We start from the raw sequence: 24,495 nt of genomic DNA, 5'->3' as shown, positions 1-24,495 counted from the left end.
GATTGTCTCCTATCTATTACAGGAATGGCCACACGCACGCACATTCAATACTGATTTCTTACAATAATGCCCCTGATTACTGGCCGGCCACAGTTATTATCTGGCATTGCAGAATTTCCCGGGCCACCTCGGCCACGCCTTCTTCCAGTTCTCCCATTGTCGGTGCATGGGCGAAGCGTTGCAATTCCCCGTCCAATTCGAATGCCAGATCCCGTGAATGGCGCACGATGCCTTGCAACACAAAGTACTTCCATTGTTCGTCATTACCGGCCAGCACCGTTTTTATACAGGGGGCAAGGCGCACACCGATGCCGGCCAGGTAAGGCAGGAGCACGCCGGCCACCGGCCAATTGACATCTTGCACCCATTCCAGGATCTGCGGCATGGCTGGATGGACTTCCTCCCAGCTCAAGGCGATCAGGGCTCGCGCGTTGCGCGTATCGTGTTTATCGCGCGGCAACGGCAGAGGCGTGCGGGGCGTCTCGCCGGTGCGTTTCATGCGGTGCCGCCGTGCGCCAGGCCCCGCTGCACCTTCCACGCCAGCGGCAAGGTCAGCAGCAATACGGCCGCCAGCGCCAGCAGGGCCGTGTGCACGCTCGTATGGTCGCCCAGCGCGCCGAACAGCACGGGGGACAGCGCCCCGCCGCCGATGCTGCCCGTGTAGAACAGGGCAAACGCATGTTCGCGCTTGCCGGGTTCGGCCAATTCCGGCACCACGCCATACAGCACGGATGAAGTGCCATTGAGCGCCAGCCCCAGCAAGGGCAGCATGGCCATGACGCCGGCCAGCGGCAGCCACAGGGCCAGCACGATCAGCAGCGAGGTCATCGATTCCGTCAGCCACACGGTCTTCATCATGCCGATGCCCGCGCCCAGGTAGCCGCACAGCAACTTGCCGAAGGCGCCGCCCACGAACAGCAGGGACAAGGCCACGCCGATGCCGGCCGTGCCCGCTCCCTTGCTTTTCAGCAAGAATGGCAAAAAGGTGAGAAAACCCATGCGCACGGCGCTGTCCAGGGTGCCCGTGGCCAGCAAGGCGCGAAAGCTCGCCTTCGAGCCGCTGCCGGCGATGGTCTTGCCCGCCTTCTTCGCACCCGCCTGCAGCTCGCCCGGTTTCGGCAGCAGCCACCACAGCAAGCCGGCCGCCGCCAGGCCAAGCAAGCCCAGCAAGGAGACGCTGGCTTGCCAGCTGCACACCAATAACAGCAAGCCCACCAGCGCGGGAATCAGGGTCTTGCCGATATCGCCGGCAAAGTTGTAGTGCGACAGCGCTTCCTTCACGCCGCCGCCCGCCTCGTGCGTGTCGGTGACGATGGAAGACGCCAGCGGATGCTGCGTGCTGGCGCCCAGGCCGCCCAGCAGCAAGGCGATCAGCAAGACGGCCAGGCCGCCCGCCTGCCCCGCGATCAGGTAGGCGACGCCGGCCAGCGCCGTGCCGCCCACGAGCATGCGCTCGCGGCCCCAGCGCTTCGCCATGCGGCTGGCCAGCAACTGGAAGCCGGCCATCATGCCCGAGTAGGAACCGCGCAACAGGCCCACCATGGCGTAACTGATGGCAAACTGCGCCTGCCAGATGGGCAGGAGCACATAGATCACGTCCGTCAAGCCGTCATGCACGGCATGCGCGCTGCAGGCGGCGAACAGCGAGCGGCGGCGGATCGATTTGTCGGAGGGGGACGATACAGTGGCAACAGCGGCGGCGGATGGTTCAGTCATGACTTCGGCGGGTAAACGATGTGGACAGTGCAAGCTTACTACAGGGGCTGGCGGCGCAGCAGCACCTTGCCATACGTGCTCCAGCTACGCGTGCCGCCAACTTCAGGATCGATGGCAAAACGGCAACCCTGCACATAGGTAACCGCCGCCTCGACCAGTTCCGCTGGCAGGCCTGGCGCTTCGGCCACGATGCGTGCAGGGGCACCTTCGCTGCCGATAAACATGCGCAGCACGACGCCGCTGTCATTGCTGGCCAATTTGTCGAGGTTGTTATAGCCCTGGACGCGCTGGGAAGGCTGGCAGCTGCCGGGTACCAGCAAGGGACGCAAGAGCTCGGTATCGTCCAGATCCCATACATACTGAACACTAAAATTTTCCTTGGCCGCTCTATCAGCAGGGAACACGCACTGCCGCACATTGCTCAGCGCCGCATCGTCCAAAACTTTCCACCCCGAACTGCGTGCCACGGATGCCGTTGCCACCTTGCCATCCTGCTCTACGGAAAAGCGCACGCTCGTTTTACCTTCCAGTTCATACAGGCGTGCCTCGTGCGGATACACTTGGGGCGGACAGGTCGCGCCCGGCATCGCCTGGCCAAGCCCGGGCAGGATGGCCAGCACCGCTGCCGCACAGCGTAAGGGGAAGCTTGCTTCATGCATCGGCATCGTTACTCCAGCAATTGCTATTAAATAAGTTTTCAATTTTAGCAAATTGCCATGAACACCAGCAAGCCGCTGGCGAAACGACGGCAGGCGCGCCACCCGGCGAGGATGGCGCACCTGCCCATGCAAAACCTTGCTTGCCCGCTTATTTGGCCATCGCATCCTTGGCCATGCCATCCTTTTTCATCTCATCCTTCTTCATGCCGTCTTTTGCCATGGCATCTTTCGCCATGCCATCCTTGGCCATGTGGTCCTTCTTCATGTGCTTCTTCGCCATCGGCTTGTGCATGCCATCCTTGCCCATGGCATCCTTGTGCATGGCATCGGCCGAGGCGTCCTTGGCCATGGCGTCTTTCTTCATGGCATCTTGGGCGAACGCGGCGCCCGACATGAGGATGGCGGAAGCGATCAGGGCGGTGATGGTGGTTTTCATGATATGTCCTTGTCTCTGGGTTATATGGGCGAGATTGCCCGGTGGTAAAGCTGTTGCCGTGCTACGGGTACTGCCAAAATTGTTCAAGAGCCGCCGAACCAGTTGTAGCCCTGATTCTCCCAATACCCTCCCGGGTAGGTGTTCGTCACGAAAATGGCCTGGATGTGCTTGGGATTCTTGTAGCCCAGCTTGGTCGGCATGCGCAATTTCATCGGGTAGCCGTACTTGGGCGGCAATTCCTGGCCGTCGTAGCTCAGGGCCATGATGGTTTGCGGATGCAGGGCCGTGGCCATGTCGATGCTGGTGAAATAATCGTCAGCGCACTTGAAGCCGATGTATTTTGCCGTCGTGTCGGCGCCGACCCGCTTCAGGAAGTGGGCAAACGGCACGCCGCCCCACTTGCCGATGGCGCTCCAGCCTTCCACGCAGATGTGGCGCGTGATCTGGGTTTCCTGCGGCAAGGCGCGCAGTTGCGGCAGGGTCCACGGCTTCCTGTCGGCGATCAAGCCGCTCAATTCCAGGCGCCAGGCGTCGCCATCGACTTCTTCCACCTCGTCTTCGCCGTAATACGCGTTGAAGGGAAACGGCCGCGTGATCATGGAGTCCGGGTAGGTCGGCGCCAGTTTGTTCGGGTCGAACAGCCAGCCCTGTACCCTGTCGTTGAAGCGCGACACGGCCGCCAGCGCCGTCTCGATGCCGGACGGGTCGCTGACGTTGCAACCAGTCAACAAGGACAAGCCGCCCAGGGTCAGGCTGCGCTGCAGGAACAAACGGCGCGACGGTTGCTTGATCTGGCGCAAGGCGTCGTCCAGCATGGCCTGGCCCTGCTCCTGCACGATGATGGTTTTTTTCATGCTCATCTCCTTCAGCGGCCACGCAGCATGGCGACCAGTGTGCGCGGCACCAGCGCCACCATCAGCAAGTGCACGCCGACAAAGCCCGTCAGCAACGCCATGGCGATGAAGTGGACCCTGCGCGCGCTCTCGTAGCCGCCGATCAGCTCGCGCAGCAGGGGGAATTGCACGGACTTCCACAGCACCAGGCCGGACAGCACCAGCACGATGCAGTCGAGCATGACGAACAGGTAGGCGGCGCGCTGCACCATGTTGTAGCGGCGCGGGTCCGCGTGGGCCAGCTTTCCTTTCAGCGCGGCAACAAAATCGGCCAGCAACAGGCGCGGCGTCAGGGGAAAGAACTGGCGCCGCAGCCGTCCCGAGACGATATTGATGATCAGATACAGCAAGCCATTGGCCACCAGCAGCCACATGGCGGCAAAATGCCATTGCAGGGCGCCGCCCAGCCAGCCACCCAGGGTCAGCGCGCGCGGCAACTCGAAAGGGAAAAATGGCGCCGCGTTATAGATGCGCCAGCCGCTGGTGGCCAGCACCACGACGGCCACGGCATTGAGCCAGTGCGTCACGCGCAGCCAGGCGGGGTGGATCACGTTCGCTTGTCCGTCCATCACATCACTCCCTTCGCACAGGATGCCGTGCTGACGGCTTGCAGGATGGCGCTGCTGTCGGCCCGCTGCACGAAGGCGACCACTTGCAGCTGCTCCGGGCGCCAGCTGGCGGGCAGGTTGACTTCGCGGCGCAGCCGGGCGTGGCCTTGCGCCAGCGCAACGGGTCCCAGCCACAGGCGCACGGCCGCATCGTGATGCAGGGTGGCGCCGCGGTTTTCGCCGCGCAGCACTTTCGAGACGATGGCGCTTTCGCTGATGGCCACGTACAGCTGGCCGCCCGCCTGCCCATCCGCCGCGCTGGCATTGGCTTCAAGCAATAATTGTCCACCCGCCCCAGGCGTGGCGGACAGGCTGATATTGACGGGCGCGGCGGTCGCGTTGATGCGGCGGATGGCGGCCGGCAGTTGCGTATCCCAGCCGCGCAATTCCGTGCCGCCCACAAAGAATTGGGGCGTGTAGGCCACATGACGGGGCTGGTGGCGCAGCAATTCGGCCTGGCGCGCATCGAATTGCGCCTGCGCCAGCGGGTCCGTCCAGCCGATCTGGTCCCAGTACGTGACGTGCAGGGCCAGCGGCACGACCAGGCTGGCTGCCCCCGCTTCCTTGCGCAAGGCGTTCAGGCGCTGGTCGGCGGGCGGGCAGCTGGAACAGCCTTCGCTGCTGTACAGCTCCACCAGCGCCGCCGTCTGCGGCCCGCTTTGCACGGCGCAGCGCTGGCCGGCCGCCAGTTGCGCGTACACGGGTGCCGTCGCGGCCCACAGGCAGAGCGGAACGAGGCTGGCGGCAAGGCGGTGCTTGATATGCATGATGACTACCCGTTATAGTGAATGAAGAAGCGTGCTTGCCTGTCAATTCGCCGCAATGGCCGGATTGGTTACAGCCGCCGGCAAAATTAATGATATTTATTTTTTTCAACGCCTGTCACCAAAGGCCTGCATGCAACGAATACCTGTAAGCGAGCACCTGCATGGAACGGAATTGCGGCTGCATGGCTTGATGCTGCGCGGGCTCGAGGGCGATGCGGCGGCGTATCGCAGTTTCTTGCAGGCCAGCAGCAGCCATTTGCGCGCATTCCTGCGGCGCCGCCTGCAGCGCTGGCCGGACGAGGTGGAAGACCTGGTGCAGGAGTGCCTGCTGGCCATCCACAACCAGCGACTGACGTATGACACGGGCGTGCCGCTGACGTCGTGGATCCATGCGATCGCCCGCTATAAATTGATCGACTGGCTGCGCCGGCATGGACGGCGCGAAGCGCAGCACTTGCCGTACGACGAAGAAGATAGCGCGCAGGAACTGTTTTCCAGCGCCGATGCCGAGGCGGCCGAAGCCAGCCGCGACCTGGGCAAATTGCTGGCCAGCTTGCCGGCGCAGCAGCGCGACGCCATCGTGCATACCAAGCTCGACGGCTGGTCCGTGCGCGACACGGCGGCGGCCATGCAGATTTCGGAAGCCAGCGTCAAAGTGGCCGTGCATCGCGGCTTGAAGGCACTGGCAGCCAACTTGAGGATAAGGACACCATGAAAACCGATGACTTGATCGCCATGCTGGCCAGCGGCCCCGACGTGGCCGCCGCGCCGCCCCCGGGCGCCCGCCGGCGCGCCGCCACCACCCTGGGCGCAGGACTGCTGGCCAGCGTGACGCTGATGACCCTGTTGCTGGGCGTGCGGCCCAACTTGGAACAGCTGGCCCTGCTGCCGGACTTCTGGATCAAGGTCGGTTTCGTCATATGCCTCTCCCTGGCGGCCTGGCAAGTCACCCGCCGCCTGTGTGTGCCCGGGGCGCCGACGCGCGCCCTGCCCCTGCTGCTCGCCGTGCCCCTGCTGCTGATGTGGGCGCTTGGCGCCCTCATCCTGAACGAAGCGCCGCCCGAGCAGCGCGCCGAACTGTTCTGGGGCGCCACCTGGCGCAGCTGCCCTTTGCTGATCGCCACCCTTTCCTTGCCCCTGCTGGCCGCCGTGCTGCGCCTGATGCGCCAGCTGGCGCCCACGCGCCTGCGCCTGGCCGGCGCGGCTGCCGGTTTTGCCGCCGGCGCCATGGCGGCCCTCGTCTATTGCCTGCACTGCCCTGAACTGGCCGCCAGCTTCGTCGGTTTCTGGTATGTGCTGGGCATGCTGATACCCACGGCCATCGGCGGCGCCATCGGCCCTAAAGCGCTGGCCTGGTAAGTTACTCTCGCAGCAGGCGCGGCGCCCGTCAAGCGGCCATTTCACGCCTATCGACTTCATATCCGCAAAAGTCACGCATTCCCACGCGCGGCCTTTACCCCTGCATACGCGCTGACATAGCGCAACAGGCTATCGCCACCAGCCGCCGGATTGTCTTTTCTTGTCCACAAAATATTTATTCTTACCGACATGCAATACGCGCGTAGATTCGACTGCGTGCGCCAGCCCCTGACGATCGACGGCCGTTCATTCCGCTACCAAAAAATAAGTTGTGGGGAATTGAATCTGATCGTGCTGGCGCTCCGTACAAGTGATGCAGCTCCGTAATTTCCGCAAATCCTGCCACTGCGTATAACAATTCAGGGAGAATCGACATGTCTTTGCACCACTCGAAAACCGCGCTGGGCGCCGCCCTCATGGGCAACCTGCTCGCCGTATCCTTCACGTTGGCCATCGCGCCAGCGGCCCACGCTTCCAGCCACCGCGAAGCGCCATTCATCACGCAAAACCCCAAAGTCGACGCCACCGACTTCTATATGTTCCGCAGCTATGAGGCGGGCCGCGGCGCCTACACCACCCTGGTGGCCGACTACATTCCCCTGCAGGACGCCTACGGCGGCCCGAATTACTTCGCCATGGACCCCAACGCCCTGTACGAAATCCATATCGACAACAATGGCGACGGCAAGGAAGACCTCACCTTCCAGTTCCGCTTCACCAACACCATCAAGGATGGCCAGTTCACCGTGGGCGGCAAGAAAGTCTCGATTCCGCTCGTCATCAACGGCGGCGCCATCGACAGCGTCAATCCGGCCGGCCTGAACGTGCGCGAAACGTACAGCGTCACCGTAGTGCGGGGCGACCGCCGCACGGGCACCAGGAGCGCCGTCACCAACGCCAGCGGCGGCGGCACGACCTTCGACAAGCCCGTCGACAACATCGGCAACAAGGCCATCCCCAACTATGCCGCGTATGCTGCGCAACATGTGTACGCCGTCAATATTCCCGGCTGCGCCACGCCGGCGCGCATGTTCGTCGGCCAGCGCAAGGACCCGTTCGTCGTGAACCTGGGCGAAACGTTCGACTTGATCAATATCAAGGCGCCCGCCACGGAATTCGCCGCGAATGCGGAGTCGGCCGCCAAGGACGACCTGGCGCGGAAAAACGTCACGGCCATCGAGATGGAAGTGCCGACCGCCTGCCTGACGGCTGGCAGCGACCCCGTCATCGGCGGCTGGACCACGGCCAGCCTGCGCCAGGGCCGCTTGCTGAACCCGGCGCCGGGCACGGCCACCACGGCCTCGAAGGAAGGCGGCGCGTGGGTGCAAGTGTCGCGCCTGGGCATGCCGCTGGTGAATGAACTGGTCATCGGCCTGAAGGACAAGGACCGCTTCAACGCCAGCAAACCGTCGGGCGATGCGCAATTTGCCGACTACGTCACCAACCCCACGGCGCCGGCCCTGGTGGAAGTGCTGTTCGGCTCGGCAGGCGCCAAGGCGCCCACCAACTTCCCCCGCAACGACCTGGTGGCCACTTTCCTGACGGGCATCAAGGGCGTCAACCAGCCCGTCACCGTGACGGCGTCCGAAATGCTGCGCCTGAACACCTCGATCGCCCCCACCGCCGTCGGCGCGCAAAAGCGCCTGGGCGTGATCGATGGCGATAACGCGGGCTTCCCGAACGGCCGCCGCCCCGGCGACGACGTGGTCGACGTGGTGCTGCGCGTGGCCATGGGCAAGCTGTGCACCCTGAACATCGGCTGCGCCCCGGCCGATGCCCCGGCCGGCGCCCTGCACTTCACGGATGGCGCCTTCCTCGATGAAACCTACTTCACGGCAGGTTTTCCCTACCTGAAAAACCCCATCGCCGGTTCGCCGCAACTGTAAGCCTACGAGGAGAATACGATGAAAAAGCTCCATGCATGCGGCGCCCTGGCGCTCACCACCCTGCTGGCCGGCTGCGGTGGCGGCGGCAGCAGCCACGGCGGCGATAACGGCGACGGCGGCGTCACCCCTCCGCCCGTGGTCTTGCTCGACGCCTTCTATGTGGCCGTCAGCAACGTCATCCTGACCACCAGCGATGACAAGGACGGCGTCGCCATCGACGCCATCATGGCGACCTCTCCGGAAAATACGGAGCCGGTACCGTTGTAACGCGCAGTAACCGAGTGCGGGCGCCGGAGACAGCGTTCTCCGGCGCCCGCCCTTGCCGCCCTACTCCACCGTCGATGGCGTCCACGATGAAAACACCGATTTCCCTGCTGTGCGCCTGCCTGCCCGCACTGGCGCTGGCCGCGCCCTACACGCCGAAAGACGGCAGCGCCGTCATCGAGCAATTGCCGCGCCGCGCCGACGCCACGCAGCTCGCCTTGCGCGGCCTGCGCCAGCAACTGAATGACACGCCGCAAGACCTTGCCCTGGCCACCAGCCTGGCCCAGCGCTACATTGCCCTGGCGCGCAGCGAAACGGACCCGCGCTACCTGGGCTACGCGCAAGCGGCGCTGGCGCCCTGGTGGCGGCAAGCGGCGCCGCCCGTCCCCGTGCGCCTGCTGCGCGCCACCATCCTGCAAAGCACCCACCATTTCGGCCCGGCCCTGCAAGACCTCGACGCCGTCATCGCCCAGCAGCCGCAAAACGGCCAGGCCTGGCTGACGCGCGCCACCGTCCTCACCGTGCAGGGCGACTACGCCCAGGCGACAGCCAGCTGCGCCCGGCTGTCCGCCCTGACGACGCAGCTCGTCACCGTCACCTGCCTTGCCAGTATCGCCAGCGTCACGGGCCGGGCCGCCAGCAGCGAGCGCTTGCTGGACCTGACCCTGCAACGCAGCGCCGGCGCGGCGCCGGAGCTCGACAGCTGGGCCGCAACCCTGCTGGCGGAAATGGCCACGCGGCGCGGAGAGGCAGCGCTGGCCGAGGCGCGCTACACGGCGGCGCTGGCGCGGCAGCCGCGCGACAGCTATCTGCTGGGCGCCTACGCGGATTTCCTGCTCGACCGGCAACGCCCGCAGGAAGTCGTCAAATTGCTGAAAGAGCAGCAGCGCATCGACGCCCTGCTGCTGCGCTACGCGCTGGCGCTGCAGGCGCTGCCCGGCCAGCAGACGGCCTTCCAGGCGGCGAAAGCGGAACTGGCGGCCCGTTTCAATGCCGCCATGCAACGCGGCGACACCGTGCACCAGCGGGAACAGGCCCGTTTCGCCCTGTTTTTGCAACAGGATGTGCCGGCCGCCCTGCAACTGGCGCAGAAAAACTGGGCCATCCAGAAGGAAGTGCCCGACATGCGCATCTTGCTGGAAGCATCCGTGGCCGCGCGCAACTACGCGGCGGCGCAACCGGTGCTGGCCTGGATCACGGCGCATGGCGTGGAAGACGTGGCCCTGCAGCGCCTCGTCAGGCAGCTGGGACCGCAGGATGGGCAAAAACTTAGTGCCGCAAAGAAAGCAGGTGCGCTGTGAACGCCCGCATGCTCGCGTTGCTGCTCACCCTGTGCGCCTGGCTGGCCCCCGCGCAGGCGCACAAGCCCAGCGACAGCTACCTGAGCCTGGCCGTGCACGGCCAGCAGATCGACGGGCAATGGGATATCGCCCTGCGCGACCTCGATTTCGCCATCGGCCTCGATGGCAATGGCGACGGCGCGCTGACCTGGGATGAAATCCGCGCGCGCCACGCGGCCATTGCCGCCTACGCGCTGCAGCGCCTGCAGCTGGCCAGCGACCGGGGCGCCTGCCCCTTGAAGGCCGTCGAGCAGCTGATCGACCAGCATACGGACGGCGCCTACAGCGTGCTGCGCTTTGCGGCCACCTGCCCCGGCAACGCCGCGCCAGCCACCTTGAGCATCGGCTACACCCTGTTCGCCGACCTCGACCCGCAGCACAAGGGCTTGCTCAAGATCGACAGCGGCGGCGCCACGCAAACGGCCATCTTCGACCCGGACAGCCCGCGCCAGACGCTGTCCCTGGCCGCCCCCGACCGCCTGGCGCAGTTCGGCGCGTATGTCAAACACGGCATCTGGCATATCTGGATCGGCTACGACCATATCCTGTTCCTGCTGTCCCTGCTGCTGCCGGCCGTGCTGCTGCCGGGCTTGCGCGAACAGCGGCAAGGCTTGAAAACGGCTTTTTATGACGTGCTGAAAGTCGTCACGGCGTTCACGCTGGCCCATTCCATCACATTGACCCTGGCCAGCCTGTCGCTCGTGTCGCTGCCGTCGCGCTGGGTGGAATCGGCAATTGCCGCTTCCGTGATCCTGGCTGCGCTGAACAACCTGCTGCCCCTGTTCCGCGGCAAGCGCCCCGTGGCCGCCTTCATATTCGGGCTGATCCACGGTTTCGGCTTCGCCAGCGTGCTGCGCGACCTGGGCTTGCCGCAAGGCTCCCTGCTGGCCAGCCTGTTCGGCTTCAACGTGGGCGTGGAAATCGGCCAGCTGGCCATCGTCGCCGCCTTCCTGCCGCTCGCCTGGCTGCTGCGCAAGACGTGGCTGTACCGGCAAGTGCTGACCGTCGGCTCGCTGGCCATCGCCCTGGTCGCTTGCGTGTGGCTGGTGGAGCGGGTGGCCGATATCAAGCTGATTTCAACGTGATGGCCGCCCGATAGCGTTGCTGGACAGCCACTGCCGGGCCACAAGTCCCGGCATTCGGGCTACAATACGAACAATTCTCAATCGCATCAAGGCCTGTCTGTCCTGTGGACCGTGGCATGGAAAGGTTGCATGCTACGCCCCGAACTGGAACTGCATCGGCAAATCGAAGTCCTCTACAGCGACCACCATGGCTGGCTACAGGGCTGGCTGCGCCGCAAGCTGGGCAACGCCTTCGACGCGGCCGACCTGGCGCACGACACGTATCTGCGCATCCTCGCGCGCGGCCGCGCGCCCGCTCCCGTGGAATCGCGCCAGCACCTGGCGCAGATCGCCAACGGCCTGGTGGTCGACCTGTTCCGCCGCCGGCATATCGAGTCAGCCTACGCGGACGCCATCGCCGCGCAGCCGGAAGCGCTCGTGCCGACGCCGGAAATGCGCGCGCTGATCGTCGAAGCGCTGATGGAAATCGACGCCATCCTGGCCAGCCTGCCGAACAAGGTGCGCGACGCCTTTTTGCTGTGCAAGCTCGAAGGCATGGCCTACGCCGACATCGCCGCGCGCCTCGACGTGTCCGTCTCCTCCGTGGAAAAATACATCGCCCGCGCGCTGCTGGCCTGCTGCATGGCGCAATGCGCATGAACGGCATGCACTCGCCGCCTGATGGCGCTCCCATCGCCCCCGCAGTGCTGCAGCGCGCCGCCGAGTGGATGGCGCGGCTGTGGGCGGAAGACGCCAGCGCGGCGGATGCCGACGCCTGCGCCGCCTGGCGCGCCGCCCACCCGGAGCACGAACGGGCCTGGGCCCGGCTGCAGCGCTTCGCCCGGCAATTCGAGGCCCTGCCCCGCGAAGTGGTGCGCGGCGCGCTGGCGCCGGCCCAGCGCCATGCCGCCGGCCGCCGGCGCGCCTTGCAGCTGCTGGGATTGATCGCGGCGGGCGGCGGCACGGCCCTGCTGGCGCACGAATCGGGCCTGTGGCAGCGCGCCGCCAGCGATTACCGCACGGCTGTCGGCGAGACGCGCGCCATCGTGCTGGCCGACGGCACGCAAGTGGTGCTGGACACGGCCAGCGCCATCGATGTGGCATACAGCGCCGGCGAACGGCGCATCGTGCTGCGCGCGGGGGCCATCCTCGTCACCAGCGCGCACGAAACGGCGCCTGTCTACCGTCCGCTGCTGGTGGCGACGCCGCAAGGCACGGCCACGGCGCTGGGCACGCGCTTTGGCGTGCGCCTCGATGCCGACGCCAGCAAGGTGGCCGTGTTCCAGGGCGCCGTCGCCCTGCAGCCACGGCAGGACGGCGCCGCGCCGGTGCACCTGCAGGCGGGCCAGCAGGCCGGCTATACGCGCCGCGCAGTGCAAGACATCGGCAAGGTGGAAGACAGCGCCGCCGCCTGGGCCGACGGCCGCCTGGTGGCCGAACGCATGCCGCTGGGCGAACTGCTGGCCGAGCTGGGACGCTACCGTCACGGCGTGCTGCGCTGCGACGCCTCCATCGCCGGCCTGCGCGTGACGGGCGTGTATTCGCTGCGCGACACGGACCGCTCGCTGGCCAACCTGGCCCTGAGCCTGCCCGTGCAGCTGCGCTACCGCACGCGCTACTGGGTCAGCGTAGGGCCGCGCCAGGCGTCCTGAAAAATATAGGTAAAATAAATGAAAAGAAGTTGAGGGTTTGGGCTTTTCGTTCGGAATACGGGAAGAACCGATTTTTTCCTTCCACTTTCCAAGGATCTGCACCATGCCCCCTCGCCCGACCGCACCCAAGCTGCGTCCATTTCCCCTCGCCGTCGCCATCCAGGCCCTGTTCCTGGCTGGCGCCGCCATGGGCGCCCTGGCCGTCACTGCCCCTGCCGCCCACGCGCAAACGCTTGAGAATGCGCAAGCCAAGCGCCCCTACGCGATCCCCGCCGGACCGCTGGAGCGGGCCTTGACCGCGTTTGCCAGCGCGGCCGGCGTGGAACTGTCGGCCGACGCGGCCCTCTTGCAGGGCAAGCGCAGCGGCGGCCTGGCGGGCAGTTATACCGTGCGCCAGGGCTTCGACGAACTGCTGCGCGGCCAGGGCGTGCGCGTCGTGGCGGGCGCCAACGGCGCCTATGCGCTGCGGGCGGACGCCTCCGCAACGCCATTGCCGGCGCCGGCAAGCGCACAGGCGGCGCAGGCCAGCGCCACCCTGCCCGCCATCACCATCAATGCCACGGCCGAACGCGAAACGGCGACGGGCTCCGTGCGCGGCTACGTGGCGCGGCGCGCCGCCTCGGCCACCAAGACGGATACGGCCTTGAATGAAAACCCGCAATCCGTGTCCGTCGTCACGGCCGATGAAATCAGCGACCGCAACGCCGAATCGCTCGACGAGACCCTGCGCTACACGGCGGGCGTGACGCCAAACCAGCGCCCGCTGGGCAGCGACGATTCCTCGCTGCTGCGCGGCTTCACCATCGAAACGAACGGCATCCTGCAAGATGGCTTGCGCAATTCGGGCCGCACGTTTGGCGCCTCCATCGAGCCGTATGGCCTGGAACGCCTGGAAGTGCTGCGCGGCCCCGCCTCCGTGCTGTACGGGCAGATTCCACCGGGCGGCATGGTCAACGCCGTCAGCAAGCGTCCCAGCGCGGACGCCGTGCGCGAAGTGGGCATCGAGTACGGCAGCTACCAGCGCCGCCAGCTGAAAGCGGACGTGGGCGGCACGCTCGACGCGCCGGGCGCCTGGACTTGGCGGGTCGTCATGCTGGGCCGCGAAGCGGACACGCGGCTGGATCGCGACCGCGACAACCGCCTGTACTTCGCGCCGTCCCTCACTTGGCAGGCAGGACCGGCCACGCGTTTGACCCTGCTGGCCCGCTACGAGCAGGACAACCAGCAATACGCGTTTCCCAACCAGCTGCTGGTACCGGGCCCGCGCGGCCAGGTGGACCCCGGTGTCAACCTGATGGGCGACGACAACCGCTTCAAGCGCCGCAACACCATGCTGGGCTACGAGTTCGAGCATGCGTTCAACGATACGTGGTCGCTGCGCCAGAACCTGCGCTACACGCACCTGAAGAACGACCGCACGGACATGTTCCCGCTGGGCTTGAATGACGATGGCACGGTGAAGCGCTATTTCATGCCCGTCGATACGGCGTCGAAAAGCCTGTTCGCCGATACCCAGCTGCAGGCGCACTTCGCCACGGGCAGCCTGGCGCACCAGGTGCTGCTGGGCGTCGATTACGCGAACATCCGCAACACGGACGAATACCGCCACCAGCAGGGCTTTATCGAGCCGATCGACCTGTACCAGCCCGTGTATGGCAAGCAGCCCCTGGTCCCGGCCAAGTCGCCGACCCGCGCAGACGCCCCGTCGCGCCAGCTGGGCCTGTATGCGCAGGATCAAATCAAATGGGACCGCTGGGTCGTGACGGCGGGCCTGCGCCGCGACAAGGCGACGCAATCGCGCGACGTCACCGACCTCCATGCCGGCAGCGTGAAAGCGGACTACCATCAGTCGCCGTCGGCCACCACGGGCCGCGTGGGCGCCGTCTACCTGTTCGATGGCGGCTGGGCGCCGTATGTCAGCTACGCCACCTCGTTCTCGCCCGAACTGGGCGTCACGGCCAACGGCGACGCCCTGAAGCCGTCGCGCGGCAAGCAATTCGAGGCTGGCGTGCGCTATGAACCCGTGGGCCAGCGCGCCAGCTACACGGCCGCCGTCTTCGACCTGGTGCGCGACAACGTCACCACCTCCGACATCGGCAACCCGGGCAGCCTGCTGCAGACGGGGCAAGTGGGCTCGCGCGGCCTGGAACTGGAAGCGCGCACGGAGTTCGCCAGCCGTCTGAGCCTGATCGCGCAATACACCTACCTCGATACGGAGGTCAGGAAGAGCAATAACGGCGACCTGGGCTTGCAGCAGTCGGGCGCGCCGCGCCACAGCGCCTCGGCCTGGGCGCGTCAGGCGTTCGACCTGGGCACGGCCTTGCCCGCGTATGCGGCGCTGGGCATGCGCTTTCTCGGCGCCATGCGCTCGAACTCCGACGGCGACAACCTGAACATCCGCAATGGCGGCCTGACGCAGTGGGATGCGGCGCTGGGCGTGTCGCGCGGGCCGTGGCAGTTTTCCCTCAACGTCAACAATGTGCTCGACAAGCAGACCCTGTATGACTGCGGCTACCTGCCGGGCCTGTGCTACCGCAATGCCGAACGCACGGCCAACGTCAGCGCGATGTACAGGTTCTGATGCCATCGCTGCACATGCGCCCCGCACTGGCGGCGCTGCACCGCTACGCGGGCCTGCTGATGGCCGGCTTCCTCATCGTGGCCGGCGTCACGGGCAGCGCGCTCGCATGGAAGGATGAGCTGGAAGCGGCCATGCTGCCCGCCGTCTTCCGCGCAGCGCCGCCAACGCCGGGCGCGGCGCCGCTCGACGCCCTGCTGCTGCGCGAGTCCATCGCCGCGCGCTTTCCCCAGGCGAGCGTCATGTACGCGCCCCTGTCCGCGCCGCCCGGCCGCAGCATGGTGTTTTACCTGCGCCCGCCCGGCGACGCGCCGCTGGCCAGCGACGAAGTGTTTGTCGATCCTTATACGGGCGCCGTGCTGGGCCAGCGTCGCTGGGGCGAGATAAGCCAGGGCGCCATCAACCTGCTGCCCTTCATCGAGCGCCTGCATTACGCGCTGGCGCTGGGCGACACGGGCTTGTTCATCTTCGGCCTGGTCGCCATCGTGTGGACGGTCGATTGCTTCATCGGCGCCGCCCTGACCTTCCCCGCGCGCCTGAAAAAACGCTCGCCGGGCAGTAAACCGTGGCTGCGGCGCTGGCGCCCGTCCTGGCTGCTGCGCCGCCATGGCGGCAGCTATAAACTGGTGTTCGACCTGCACCGCGCGGGCGGCCTGTGGCTGTGGGCCATGCTGCTGGTGTTTGCCTGGAGCGGCGTCGCCTTCAATCTGTACGGCGTGTATGCGGCCGTGATGCAGCCGCTGTTCCCGCACCAGGTGGCCGAGGAAGCGGTGGCGCGGCACACGCCGTCGCCGGGCCCGCAGCTGGACTGGCCCGCTGCGCGCGCGCAGGGGCGCCTGTTGATGCACGCGCTGGCACAGCGGCACGCGTTCGCCATCGTCGAGGAAAACGCGCTGTCCTACGAACGCGCGCTGGGCGTGTACAGCTACAACGTGCGCAGCAGCCGCGACGTGCGCGCCCACAAGGGCCTCACCACCGTCTTCTTCGACGCGGCCAGCGGCCGGCAACTGGCCGCGTGGCTGCCCACGGGCGCGGCCAGCGGCGACACCATCCGCAGCTGGATCAGCGCCCTGCACATGGCCTCGATGTGGGGCTGGCCCTTTAAGATGTTCATCTGCGCCATGGGCGTGCTGGTGGCAGGCTTGAGCGTATCGGGCGTGCTGATCTGGCGCCGCAAGCGCCAGGGGCAAGCCAAAGCCAAAGCCCTCATTCATTAGCGCAGCTAATAAGAGCATGCCGATTCCAACGGCTTATCAATAGGTGGCAGACGCCGTACAGTAGCTCCTGTTAATGACTGAAGGAGCTTGCGATGAACCGCGTCACCCTGAATAACGGCATCGCCATGCCCGTCGCCGGCTACGGCGTCTTCCAGATTCCCGACCCCGCCGAATGCGAGCGCAGCGTCATCGACGCCATCGCCGCCGGCTACCGCCTGATCGACACGGCCGCTTCCTACCTGAACGAAGCGGCCGTCGGCCAGGGCATCGCCCGCAGCGGCGTCGCGCGCGAAGTGCTGTTCGTCACCAGCAAGCTGTGGGTGCAGGACACGGGCTACGAGCGCACGGCACTAGCCATCGAGCAGTCGCTGCAGCGTTTGCGGCTCGATTACCTGGACTTGTTCCTGATCCACCAGCCGTTCGGCGACGTGCACGGTTCCTGGCGCGCCATGCAGGATGCGTATCGCAGCGGCAAGCTGCGCGCCATCGGCGTGAGCAATTTTCATGCGGACCGCTTGATGGACCTCATCGCCTTCAACGATATCGCGCCCGCCGTCAACCAGATCGAGATCAACCCCTTCCACCAGCAGGCGGACAGCGTGGCCTTCATGCTCGAGCACGGCGTGCAGCCGCAAGCGTGGGCGCCGTTCGCCGAAGGCCGCAACAACCTGTTCCAGAATGAATTGCTGCTGGGCATCGCTGGCAAGCACGGCAAGTCCGTCGGCCAGGTCGTCCTGCGCTGGCTGACGCACCGCGGCATCGCCGTGCTGGCCAAGACCGTGCGCCGCGAGCGCATGGCGGAAAACCTGGAAATTGACGATTTCGACCTGGACGAAACGGACATGGCCGCCATCGCCACCCTGGAAACGGGCAGCAGCAGCAGCTTCTTTTCGCACCGCGACCCGGCCATCGTCCAGTGGATGGCGGCACGCAAGCTCGCTATCTGATTCCCCGGGGGGGGGGGACAGTCCGCTCCCTCGTCAGGGAAAACCGATGAAGGCTTGCGGCACGGCGTCCGCCAGCCACACGCCATTGGCCGACACATAAAACACGTGTCCCTGCGCCTGCATGGCGGCTGCGTCCACCGTCAGCACGACGGGCTTGCCGTGGCGCGCGCCCACGGCCACGGCCGTTTCGCGGCTGGACGACAGGTGCACGTGGTTGCGCGATCCCGGCAGCAAACCGCCGGCACGAATCGCCTCGACAAAGCGGCTGGCCGTGCCGTGGTACAGCATGGCAGGCGGCGTGGCGGGCGGCAGAGCGATATCGACGGCAGCCAGGGAATGGCCCTGGTTGGCGCGGATGCGCAAGCCGTCGGCGCTGATGGCGTAGCGCGTCTTGCTGTCGCGCGCCACCACGTCATCCAACTGTTCACGGGAAAGGCGGCGGCCATGCCGGGCCGATTGCGCCAGCAGTTGGCCGATGTCGGCCCAGCCGTTGCTATCGAGCGCGAGGCCGATTTTTTCTGGGGCGTGGCGCAATATGAGGGAAAGAAATTTACTGGTATTTACTAAATGATCTGTCATGCCCCAGTCTACCGTTATCAGAACGCATATGACAAGGTCAGGCGTACGGAACGGGGTTCGACCGGATGGAAATGCCGGTCGTTCACCCCGTCCGCCGCCTCGCCAGGCAGGCGCGACGCATAGTAATAATCGATATCGCTGGCGCGCTTGTCAAACAGGTTGAACACGTCGAGCGACAACCGCGTCTTGCGGTTGAGCTGATACGCCAGGCGCGCATATGCCAGTGTAGTCGACGCGGAGCGCACGCTATTGTCCTCGATCAAGGGACGGGGGCCGAAATAGCGCAATTGAAAAGCGCCCGACCATGGGCCCTGGTCCGTCACCGTCACGCCGAACGAAGCCACCTTGTCGATGGCGCCGGGGATATGGTTGCCCGCCGGATCGTTTTGCGTATAGCGCGAGCGCGAGGCGGCCAGGTCCAGGTCGAACAGCAGCCACGGCGCGGCGATGTAATGGTTGTTCCACTCGATGCCGTGGCGGCGGCTGGCGCGGCTCGCTTCCGTCTCGCCCGCGTCGCCGACGAACAGCAGTTCCGACGCGATATCGAGGCGCCACAGGGCCAGCGAACTTTGCAGGCCCGGCAGCCATTCCGTGCGCGCACCCAGTTCCACGCCTTTCGTCGGCACCAGGGGCGTCACGGGCGTGGCAGCTTGGCCGTCAGGCAGGCGCGTCTGCGTCGTGCCCCGCGCATCGTTGCTATGAAAACCTTTTCCGTAGTTCACGAAGAATTCCGTCTTGCTCCACGGACCAAGAATCAGGGACAGCTTGGGCGACACCACGTGGTCGTTCGCCGTGCCGCTGTTGCCGTCGATACTACTATCGACTTTGAAACGGTAGGCGTCGTAGCGCAAGCCCGCCACCGAACGCAGCCACGGCAGCCATTGCACCGTGTTTTCGCCGTACAGGCCGATGCTGGCCTCGCGCACGCTGTCTTCGCGCACCGTACTCTGCCGTACTCGTTCCACCGTGTTGTACAGGCCCACGGGCGACAAGCGGTCGTAGCGGGCCTGCACGCCGACCTTGTTGCGCATGGGCAGTCCCGCCAACTCCGTGCTCCAGCTTTCGGCCGCGTTCACGCCCGCCACCGTGCGCCGCTCGCTTTGCTGGAACTGGTCGCCGGCGACCGGATTGGCAAGGAAATAGGTGAAATCGCTGTTCAATTCCAGTTGCGAGCGGATCAGGTAGGCATCCAGTTCGAACAACCGCTTCTCCGTGCGCTTGCGCATGGCGTACGACAGGCTGTAGCGCGACGTGTCGCCGCCGTCGCTGGGCGCCAGCGAGCCGAAACGGCCGATCTGGCCCGATGCCACGGCGCGCAGCGGCACCTGGTCCGTGGCGTTCCAGCTGTTTTGATACGCCATGCCCGTCACGCTGTAGCCGTCATCTGGCGTGCCCTGGCTGTAGCGCAGCACGCCGCTGTATTTGCGCACGTTTTCCGGCACGTCCCAGGGACCGTTGTTGCGGTTCACTTCGAGGCCGTACAGCAAGGTGCCAGGCCCGGCAGCGGCCGAATCGGCGACGACGCCGCGCACATAGCCGTGCTGGCCGACGGATACGCTGGCCTGGCCTTGCGGCAATTTGTCGGCCAGGCGGATACGGGCGCTGCCTGCCGAGGAAAAATCGCCTTCGCCGGCGAAATACGGCCCCTTCTTGTAATCGATGCGCTGCACCAGTTCGGGAATGAGGAAATTGAGGTCGGAATAGCCTTGCCCATGCGCATGCGTGCGCATGTTGACAGGCATGCCGTCGACGTAGGTGGCAAAATCCGTGCCATGGTCGAGGTTAAAGCCGCGCAAAAAATACTGGTTGGCCTTGCCGTCGCCGCTGTGCTGGGTGACGATCAGTCCCGGCACGAATTCCAGCAACTCGCCCGTGCGCAAGGCGGGACGGTTGACGATCAGTTCATTGGTGATGACGCCCTGGCTGGCCGCATCCGACGTGCCGACGGCGTTGTCATAGTGGCCCGTCACGCGCACGGTGCGCGACGCTTCGGCCCCTGTGGCCACGTCGGCCGGACTTTGCGCCGCCACTTGGCGCCCCATGCCCAACAATGCCAGTGCACAAGCTGCCACCAGTTTGCGTTTTCTCAATAGCATCGCGTCTCCCCTTTTTATGATGTCAGTACGGGCTCCTGCTGGCTATATACGCGGCGGATGGGCGCCTGGATTCAGCCTTTTCAAGGAGCGAGCGTGAACCTGAACGACAGCACCGGCAAGGCAAGCAGTCCCCCTTCCGACGTGCGCAAGCGCGACGTGCTGCCGTATATCCTGCTGTTCATCCTGCTGGCGGGGCTGCTGGCCGTGCTGGCGGGCGCCCTGTTGCCGCCCTACTATCATGCCGTGCCTGCCCTGCTGTGGAGCCTGGGCTTTTGCGTCAGCGGCATGCTGCTGGGATTCCTGTTCGGCATACCGCGCACCCTGCCCTCGGGCACCATCAACATGGCGCCGCACGACGAGCGCAGCAATGGCAAGGACCGCGCCACGGACGAGCCGCCGGCCGCCGGGGCCGATGCGGCGACGGGCAATGCCAGCAATACCCTGTTCCTGGGCACGCCCACGCCCATGGAAATCAATTCGAATCTGGTGGAAGTGTCGGACTGGCTGACGAAAATCATCGTCGGCGTGGGCTTGATCGAGCTCAAAAGCCTGCCCGGCAGCGCGCGCAACATGGCCGCCTTCATCGCACCGAGCCTGGACACGGACACGCCCACAGCCATGGCCGTCGTGGGCGGCATCATGCTGTTCTTTTCCGTGCATGGTTTTCTGATCGGCTACCTGCTCACGCGTATTTACCTGTCCATCATGATCAAGCGCGCCGACAGCATGGTCAAGAACGAATCCGTGCGCCTGCAAAGCGGTAAGGAAATCGAAGTGGCGGAACTGAGCCGTTTGCAGCAAAAATCGCTGGAGGACATGCAGGAAGCCGTGACGCAGCTGTTACTGGCCCATCCGCCGTGCGAGGGTGCGGCCGTCACGGCCCTGGCCGGCATGCCGGCGGAGAAAAAACCCGCCAGCCTGGTGCTGTGGCTGGACGACCATCCGCGCAACAATACCTTGCTGGTGGAACAGCTGGAACGGGAAAACATCAAGGTGGACCAGGCGGTTTCGACGCGGCAGGCGCTGACCATGCTGCAACAGAAACCCTATGCGCTGCTCATCACGGACATGGCGCGGGTGGAAAACCGCCGGCGTATCAAGGATGCGGGCATACGCACGGTGCGCGAAGTGCAGCAAGCCCAGCCCGGACTGCCCATCATCGTGTATTGCAGCAAAGATACGATTGCCAGCTACGGCACGGAAGCGGAGGCGGCCGGCGCCCGCTTCATCACCACCTCGGGCACCAGCCTGCTGGCCAGCGTCAACAAGCTATTGCATGAGGAACGGGGGGATGGCGCTCAGTCTTCCACGCAGTAACGGTAACTGCCCACGTAATGCAGCGAGCTGCGCTGAGGGTGCGCCAGCTGATTCGGCGCAAACACGCACACGCTGGCATCGGCCAGCACGCCCTGCGCCTGCGCATCCGCGCATGCCTGCGCCAGCCAGCTGTCGCCATACGACGCGCCATCGAGCAGCTGCGCCAGCGGTGCGGCCGACGCCAGCATGGCGCTCTCGAAACAGGCCGGCTCATAGGACGTGAGGCCCGTTTCCAGGAAGAATGGCGACGGCACGGCATCGCCGTCTTCCGTGTACGTGGGCGACAGATAAGCCTGCAGCGCTTCCCAGCTGGGAAAGCGCCCATTGCAGGCAAATACGTGGACGATGGGCACGCTGTCGGACACGCTTACAGCTTTTCCATCTTTTGCCGCACGGCCGGCGCTGTCGAAGCCGTCGGCGCCAGTTCCAGATAGGTTTTATAGGCCGCTTTCGCCTTGGCGGCATCGCCGGCCTTGGCATACGCGTCGCCCAGGTTCAGGTAGGCAATGGCGCGCGACGGGTCCATCTTGACCGTGTTTTCAAACCAGCGGGCCGCTTCGCGGTATTTTTCCTGCTTGTAGAAGACAAAGCCCAGGTTGTTGGCCGCCAGCGCAAAGTCGGGACGCAATTTCAGCGCTTCCGTAAATTGCGCTTCCGCCGCCGCATACTGTTTCTCCTTGTACAGCTGCAAGCCCCGGTCGTTGGCCCGCTGCGCCAGCTGGCGCGTGGACGACGGCACGGCGCCCGGCGTGACGATCTTCTGTTCGCCGCCCTGCAAATCCTTCACCGTCACGCTGGCCGCTGCCGGTTTGGCGTCCAGCTTGCTGTTCAGGGCGATGGCTTCCGTCGACAGCTGCGTCGTGTTCGGACTGAGGAATTCCGTTTCGCCCGGCAATTCAAAGACGAAATCGCCCCCTTCCGAGCCGGGCAGGCTGCCAAACGCGGGCGTCTGGTTCGACACGCTGGACACGGCCGGCGCCACATAGGCGGCCAGTTCCGTGGCCGTGATGAGGCCGTCGCCGTTCAAGTCGCCCTTGCCCGCCAAGCCTTGCAGCAAGGTCCACGTGAACACGGAGTGGCCGTTCGGTCCGCCATCGGCCACCAGCTGGTCGCCGCCGCCCGCCGTCAGCATTTGCCGCCCGATGCGCTTGGCGTTGTCGCGCAGGAAGGAACTGGAACCGGCGCCGCGCGTCAGGCCCAGGCCGCTGTAGCAGGCATCCATGACGAAGAACGCGTGCTTGGCCGTCAGCGATTCCGCGATATTCTGGATTTCCGTCATCGGAATCGCATCCGTGGCGAACTGCGCCGGATCGGAATCGACGGGCACGATGTAGCCGAGGTCGCGTCCGGAACTGAGCTTGCGCGTGGCGCCGTGGCCCGCGAAGAAGACGAAGATGCGGTCATTCTTTTGCACGCCGCCATGCGCCAGCTTGTCGTGGAAGGCAGCCAGGATATTGTTGCGCGTCGCTTCGCCATTTTTCAGGGTCACGACGCGCTCGGGCGCGAAGGCGAATTTCTCGATCAGCGTCTCGCGAATGCCTTGCGCATCGCGCACCGCATATTGCAGTTTCGGCCACTTGGCGTAGTCGTCGATACCGATCACCACGGCCCAGGAATTGGCGTAACCGGTGGTGACGGGCACCTTTTCCGGCGCCGGGGCCGTGCTTTTCGCGACCTGGAAGCTCGTGCCATCCCAGCCCGCGAATTGATAACCTTCGGCGATCAGCTTGTCGAGCACGGCCGGCAAGGCTTTCACCGTGCGTTCGTGGATGTCGTGGAACAGGACGATGCCCCGTCCCGCCTTGTCGACGGACGCCAGCACGCGATTGGTGATCGAGCTGGGCACGGGGTCGGCCCAGTCCAGCGAATCGATATTCCACATCACGGATTTCAAGTGCGCATCGGCCAGCGCGGCCATGCCTTCGCTGTTGCGCGCGCCATAAGGAAAGCGGAACAGCGCGGCCCGCTCGGGGCTGATGGCCTTCAACAGCGTATCGGTGCCGAGGATTTCGCCCTTCAGCTTGTCGCCTGTCTGTTTCGACAATTGTGCGTGGCTGAAACTGTGGTTGCCCACGGCATAGCCCTCTTTCATCAGCTTGCGGCTCACTTCCGCGCCCGCGCCCAGCTTGGCGTGGCCTTCCGCGTCCAGGCTGCCCAAGTTGCGGCCCACGTTGAAGAACACGGCCGGCACGCCATACTGTTTCAGGATGGCGCTGATTTCTTCCGTGTAGCGTCGGTGCGGGCCGTCGTCAAAGGTCAGCACGATGGTTTTCTTCGGCAAGCCGAGGCCGAAGATTTCCGCTTCGTCCTTCTTGGGTGCGGGCTTGGCTTCGGGCACGGAGCCAGCCGGCGGTGTTGCATAGGGCACGACGATGCCGTTTTCCTTGAGAATCTGTTCGCGGCTGTAGAGTTTTTTCAGCTGCGCCACGTAATCGTCCCACCGTTCACGCTTGAGTTCGATGGCGCGCTGGCCCAGGTTGCCGAAGATTTGCCGGATTTCCTTCTCGTAATTGCGCTCGATCTCGCCCAGCGCGTCGAGGTCTTCGGAAATGCGCTTGTGCAGCTTGATCGCCGGCAAGGACGAATCCTTGGCCACGTCGGCCAGCATGCTTTGCAGCAGTTCGCGGAACGCCAGGCGGTCCGCGTCGTACAGACCGGGATCGGATTCGATATAGGTCAATAAACTGTCGAGCGCCTCGAAGCGGCCCGGATTGGTGGGCGCCGTCAACTGGTCGAGCGCCGCATCGAGCCTGGCGATGCGCTCCTGGTTTTCATGGAACAGCGCCTGTCCCACCTTGCGGGCTTCGTCGCGCGCGCCTTCGGGCAGAGTTTGCTCGTCGGCCAGCAGCACGATAATCTTGCGGAAATTGCCCAGCAAGTCGCGGAATTGGGCGGCCACGGCGGCCGTGTCGACAGATGACTGGGGCGCGGCGGCTGGATTGCCCGCGGCAGGAGCGCCCGGCGTGGCGGTGGCGGCGGGACGGGTGTACGTATAAATGCCGGCCCCAGCGGCGAGTGCCACAACAACGGTGGCGGCGATCTTGATCGGCTTGGAAGTCACAGGCTTGTCATTCCCTTCACATACTATGCATAGCATTCAGATGGCGCGGATGCGCA

Annotated in this window: 23 protein-coding genes; 12 read left to right on the top strand and 11 right to left on the bottom strand. The window is 65.3% G+C overall.

Features of this window, described 5'->3' with window-relative positions; all coding sequences use genetic code 11:
• Positions 1 to 76: 76 nt before the first annotated feature.
• From O3298_RS11715 to O3298_RS11685, 7 genes are all read right to left on the bottom strand, one after another.
• Positions 77 to 499, bottom strand: coding sequence for a DUF5071 domain-containing protein (locus O3298_RS11715; RefSeq protein ID WP_289910144.1), 423 nt, complete (start codon positions 497 to 499; stop codon positions 77 to 79).
• A complete protein-coding gene (locus tag O3298_RS11710; protein ID WP_289910145.1) occupies positions 496 to 1,716 on the bottom strand; it encodes an MFS transporter in 1,221 nt (406 codons plus the stop codon). The genes O3298_RS11715 and O3298_RS11710 overlap by 4 nt, the downstream gene beginning before the upstream one ends.
• 38 nt (positions 1,717 to 1,754) lie before the next feature.
• Complete coding sequence (locus O3298_RS11705) at positions 1,755 to 2,381, bottom strand: energy transducer TonB (RefSeq protein WP_289910146.1); 627 nt, start codon at positions 2,379 to 2,381, stop codon at positions 1,755 to 1,757.
• 142 nt (positions 2,382 to 2,523) lie between these two features.
• Entirely contained in the window at positions 2,524 to 2,811 is a 288-nt protein-coding gene (locus O3298_RS11700) for a pentapeptide MXKDX repeat protein (RefSeq protein ID WP_099667818.1), read from the bottom strand.
• Positions 2,812 to 2,894: 83 nt separating this feature from the next.
• Positions 2,895 to 3,626 (bottom strand): molybdopterin-dependent oxidoreductase, encoded by a 732-nt coding sequence (locus tag O3298_RS11695; protein WP_369811585.1) that lies wholly within the window; start codon positions 3,624 to 3,626, stop codon positions 2,895 to 2,897.
• 50 nt (positions 3,627 to 3,676) lie between these two features.
• Entirely contained in the window at positions 3,677 to 4,273 is a 597-nt protein-coding gene (locus O3298_RS11690) for a cytochrome b/b6 domain-containing protein (protein ID WP_305059431.1), read from the bottom strand.
• Positions 4,273 to 5,079, bottom strand: a complete 807-nt coding sequence (locus O3298_RS11685; protein ID WP_305059430.1) for a DUF1223 domain-containing protein — start codon at positions 5,077 to 5,079, stop codon at positions 4,273 to 4,275. Before O3298_RS11685 ends, O3298_RS11690 begins: the two co-directional genes overlap by 1 nt.
• 130 nt (positions 5,080 to 5,209) lie before the next feature.
• Here O3298_RS11685 and O3298_RS11680 point away from each other — a divergent pair, with 130 nt between their 5' ends.
• From O3298_RS11680 to O3298_RS11630, 11 genes are all read left to right on the top strand, one after another.
• On the top strand, positions 5,210 to 5,794 hold the full coding sequence (locus tag O3298_RS11680) for a sigma-70 family RNA polymerase sigma factor (protein WP_099668507.1): 585 nt from the start codon (positions 5,210 to 5,212) through the stop codon (positions 5,792 to 5,794).
• Positions 5,791 to 6,438 carry a DUF1109 domain-containing protein gene (locus O3298_RS11675; protein WP_289910152.1) on the top strand — a complete coding sequence of 216 codons (648 nt, stop codon included), beginning with the start codon at positions 5,791 to 5,793 and terminating at the stop codon, positions 6,436 to 6,438. Before O3298_RS11680 ends, O3298_RS11675 begins: the two co-directional genes overlap by 4 nt.
• A gap of 374 nt (positions 6,439 to 6,812) precedes the next feature.
• A complete protein-coding gene (locus tag O3298_RS11670) occupies positions 6,813 to 8,324 on the top strand; it encodes a DUF4331 domain-containing protein (protein WP_289910154.1) in 1,512 nt (503 codons plus the stop codon).
• Between the two features lie 18 nt (positions 8,325 to 8,342).
• On the top strand, positions 8,343 to 8,591 hold the full coding sequence (locus O3298_RS11665; RefSeq protein WP_099667811.1) for a hypothetical protein: 249 nt from the start codon (positions 8,343 to 8,345) through the stop codon (positions 8,589 to 8,591).
• A gap of 86 nt (positions 8,592 to 8,677) precedes the next feature.
• Positions 8,678 to 9,889, top strand: coding sequence for a hypothetical protein (locus O3298_RS11660; RefSeq protein WP_289910156.1), 1,212 nt, complete (start codon positions 8,678 to 8,680; stop codon positions 9,887 to 9,889).
• An 8-nt stretch (positions 9,890 to 9,897) separates the two neighbouring features.
• Complete coding sequence (locus O3298_RS11655; protein WP_289910157.1) at positions 9,898 to 11,013, top strand: HupE/UreJ family protein; 1,116 nt, start codon at positions 9,898 to 9,900, stop codon at positions 11,011 to 11,013.
• 129 nt (positions 11,014 to 11,142) lie between these two features.
• Positions 11,143 to 11,652, top strand: a complete 510-nt coding sequence (locus O3298_RS11650) for a sigma-70 family RNA polymerase sigma factor (protein ID WP_289897741.1) — start codon at positions 11,143 to 11,145, stop codon at positions 11,650 to 11,652.
• Entirely contained in the window at positions 11,649 to 12,644 is a 996-nt protein-coding gene (locus tag O3298_RS11645) for a FecR domain-containing protein (RefSeq protein WP_289910159.1), read from the top strand. Before O3298_RS11650 ends, O3298_RS11645 begins: the two co-directional genes overlap by 4 nt.
• 103 nt (positions 12,645 to 12,747) lie before the next feature.
• A complete protein-coding gene (locus O3298_RS11640) occupies positions 12,748 to 15,225 on the top strand; it encodes a TonB-dependent siderophore receptor (RefSeq protein WP_289910161.1) in 2,478 nt (825 codons plus the stop codon).
• On the top strand, positions 15,225 to 16,439 hold the full coding sequence (locus tag O3298_RS11635) for a PepSY domain-containing protein (protein ID WP_305059429.1): 1,215 nt from the start codon (positions 15,225 to 15,227) through the stop codon (positions 16,437 to 16,439). The genes O3298_RS11640 and O3298_RS11635 overlap by 1 nt, the downstream gene beginning before the upstream one ends.
• Before the next feature lie 92 nt (positions 16,440 to 16,531).
• Positions 16,532 to 17,386, top strand: coding sequence for an aldo/keto reductase (locus tag O3298_RS11630; RefSeq protein WP_305059428.1), 855 nt, complete (start codon positions 16,532 to 16,534; stop codon positions 17,384 to 17,386).
• A 33-nt stretch (positions 17,387 to 17,419) separates the two neighbouring features.
• On the opposite strand, the gene O3298_RS11625 is transcribed toward O3298_RS11630, so the two are convergent.
• Together O3298_RS11625 and O3298_RS11620 are read right to left on the bottom strand one after the other, a co-directional pair.
• Positions 17,420 to 17,965: an RNA 2'-phosphotransferase gene (locus O3298_RS11625; protein WP_305059427.1), complete on the bottom strand. Its 546-nt coding sequence runs from the start codon at positions 17,963 to 17,965 to the stop codon at positions 17,420 to 17,422.
• A 17-nt stretch (positions 17,966 to 17,982) separates the two neighbouring features.
• Entirely contained in the window at positions 17,983 to 20,061 is a 2,079-nt protein-coding gene (locus O3298_RS11620; protein WP_305059426.1) for a TonB-dependent receptor, read from the bottom strand.
• Positions 20,062 to 20,154: 93 nt separating this feature from the next.
• On the opposite strand from O3298_RS11620, the gene O3298_RS11615 reads away from it, so the two are divergent.
• A complete protein-coding gene (locus O3298_RS11615; RefSeq protein ID WP_305059425.1) occupies positions 20,155 to 21,378 on the top strand; it encodes a response regulator in 1,224 nt (407 codons plus the stop codon).
• Here O3298_RS11615 and O3298_RS11610 read toward each other — a convergent pair.
• Both O3298_RS11610 and O3298_RS11605 read right to left on the bottom strand, forming a co-directional pair.
• Positions 21,360 to 21,743: an immunity 22 family protein gene (locus O3298_RS11610; protein WP_305059424.1), complete on the bottom strand. Its 384-nt coding sequence runs from the start codon at positions 21,741 to 21,743 to the stop codon at positions 21,360 to 21,362. The two genes, O3298_RS11615 and O3298_RS11610, sit on opposite strands and share 19 nt — an antisense overlap.
• Before the next feature lie 2 nt (positions 21,744 to 21,745).
• A complete protein-coding gene (locus tag O3298_RS11605; RefSeq protein ID WP_305059423.1) occupies positions 21,746 to 24,439 on the bottom strand; it encodes a polysaccharide deacetylase family protein in 2,694 nt (897 codons plus the stop codon).
• Positions 24,440 to 24,495: the final 56 nt, after the last annotated feature.

The organism is Janthinobacterium sp. SUN137, from assembly GCF_030587265.1.
GTDB classification, from domain to species: domain Bacteria; phylum Pseudomonadota; class Gammaproteobacteria; order Burkholderiales; family Burkholderiaceae_D; genus Janthinobacterium; species Janthinobacterium kumbetense.
This window is presented reverse-complemented; position numbering and strand designations above follow the sequence as displayed.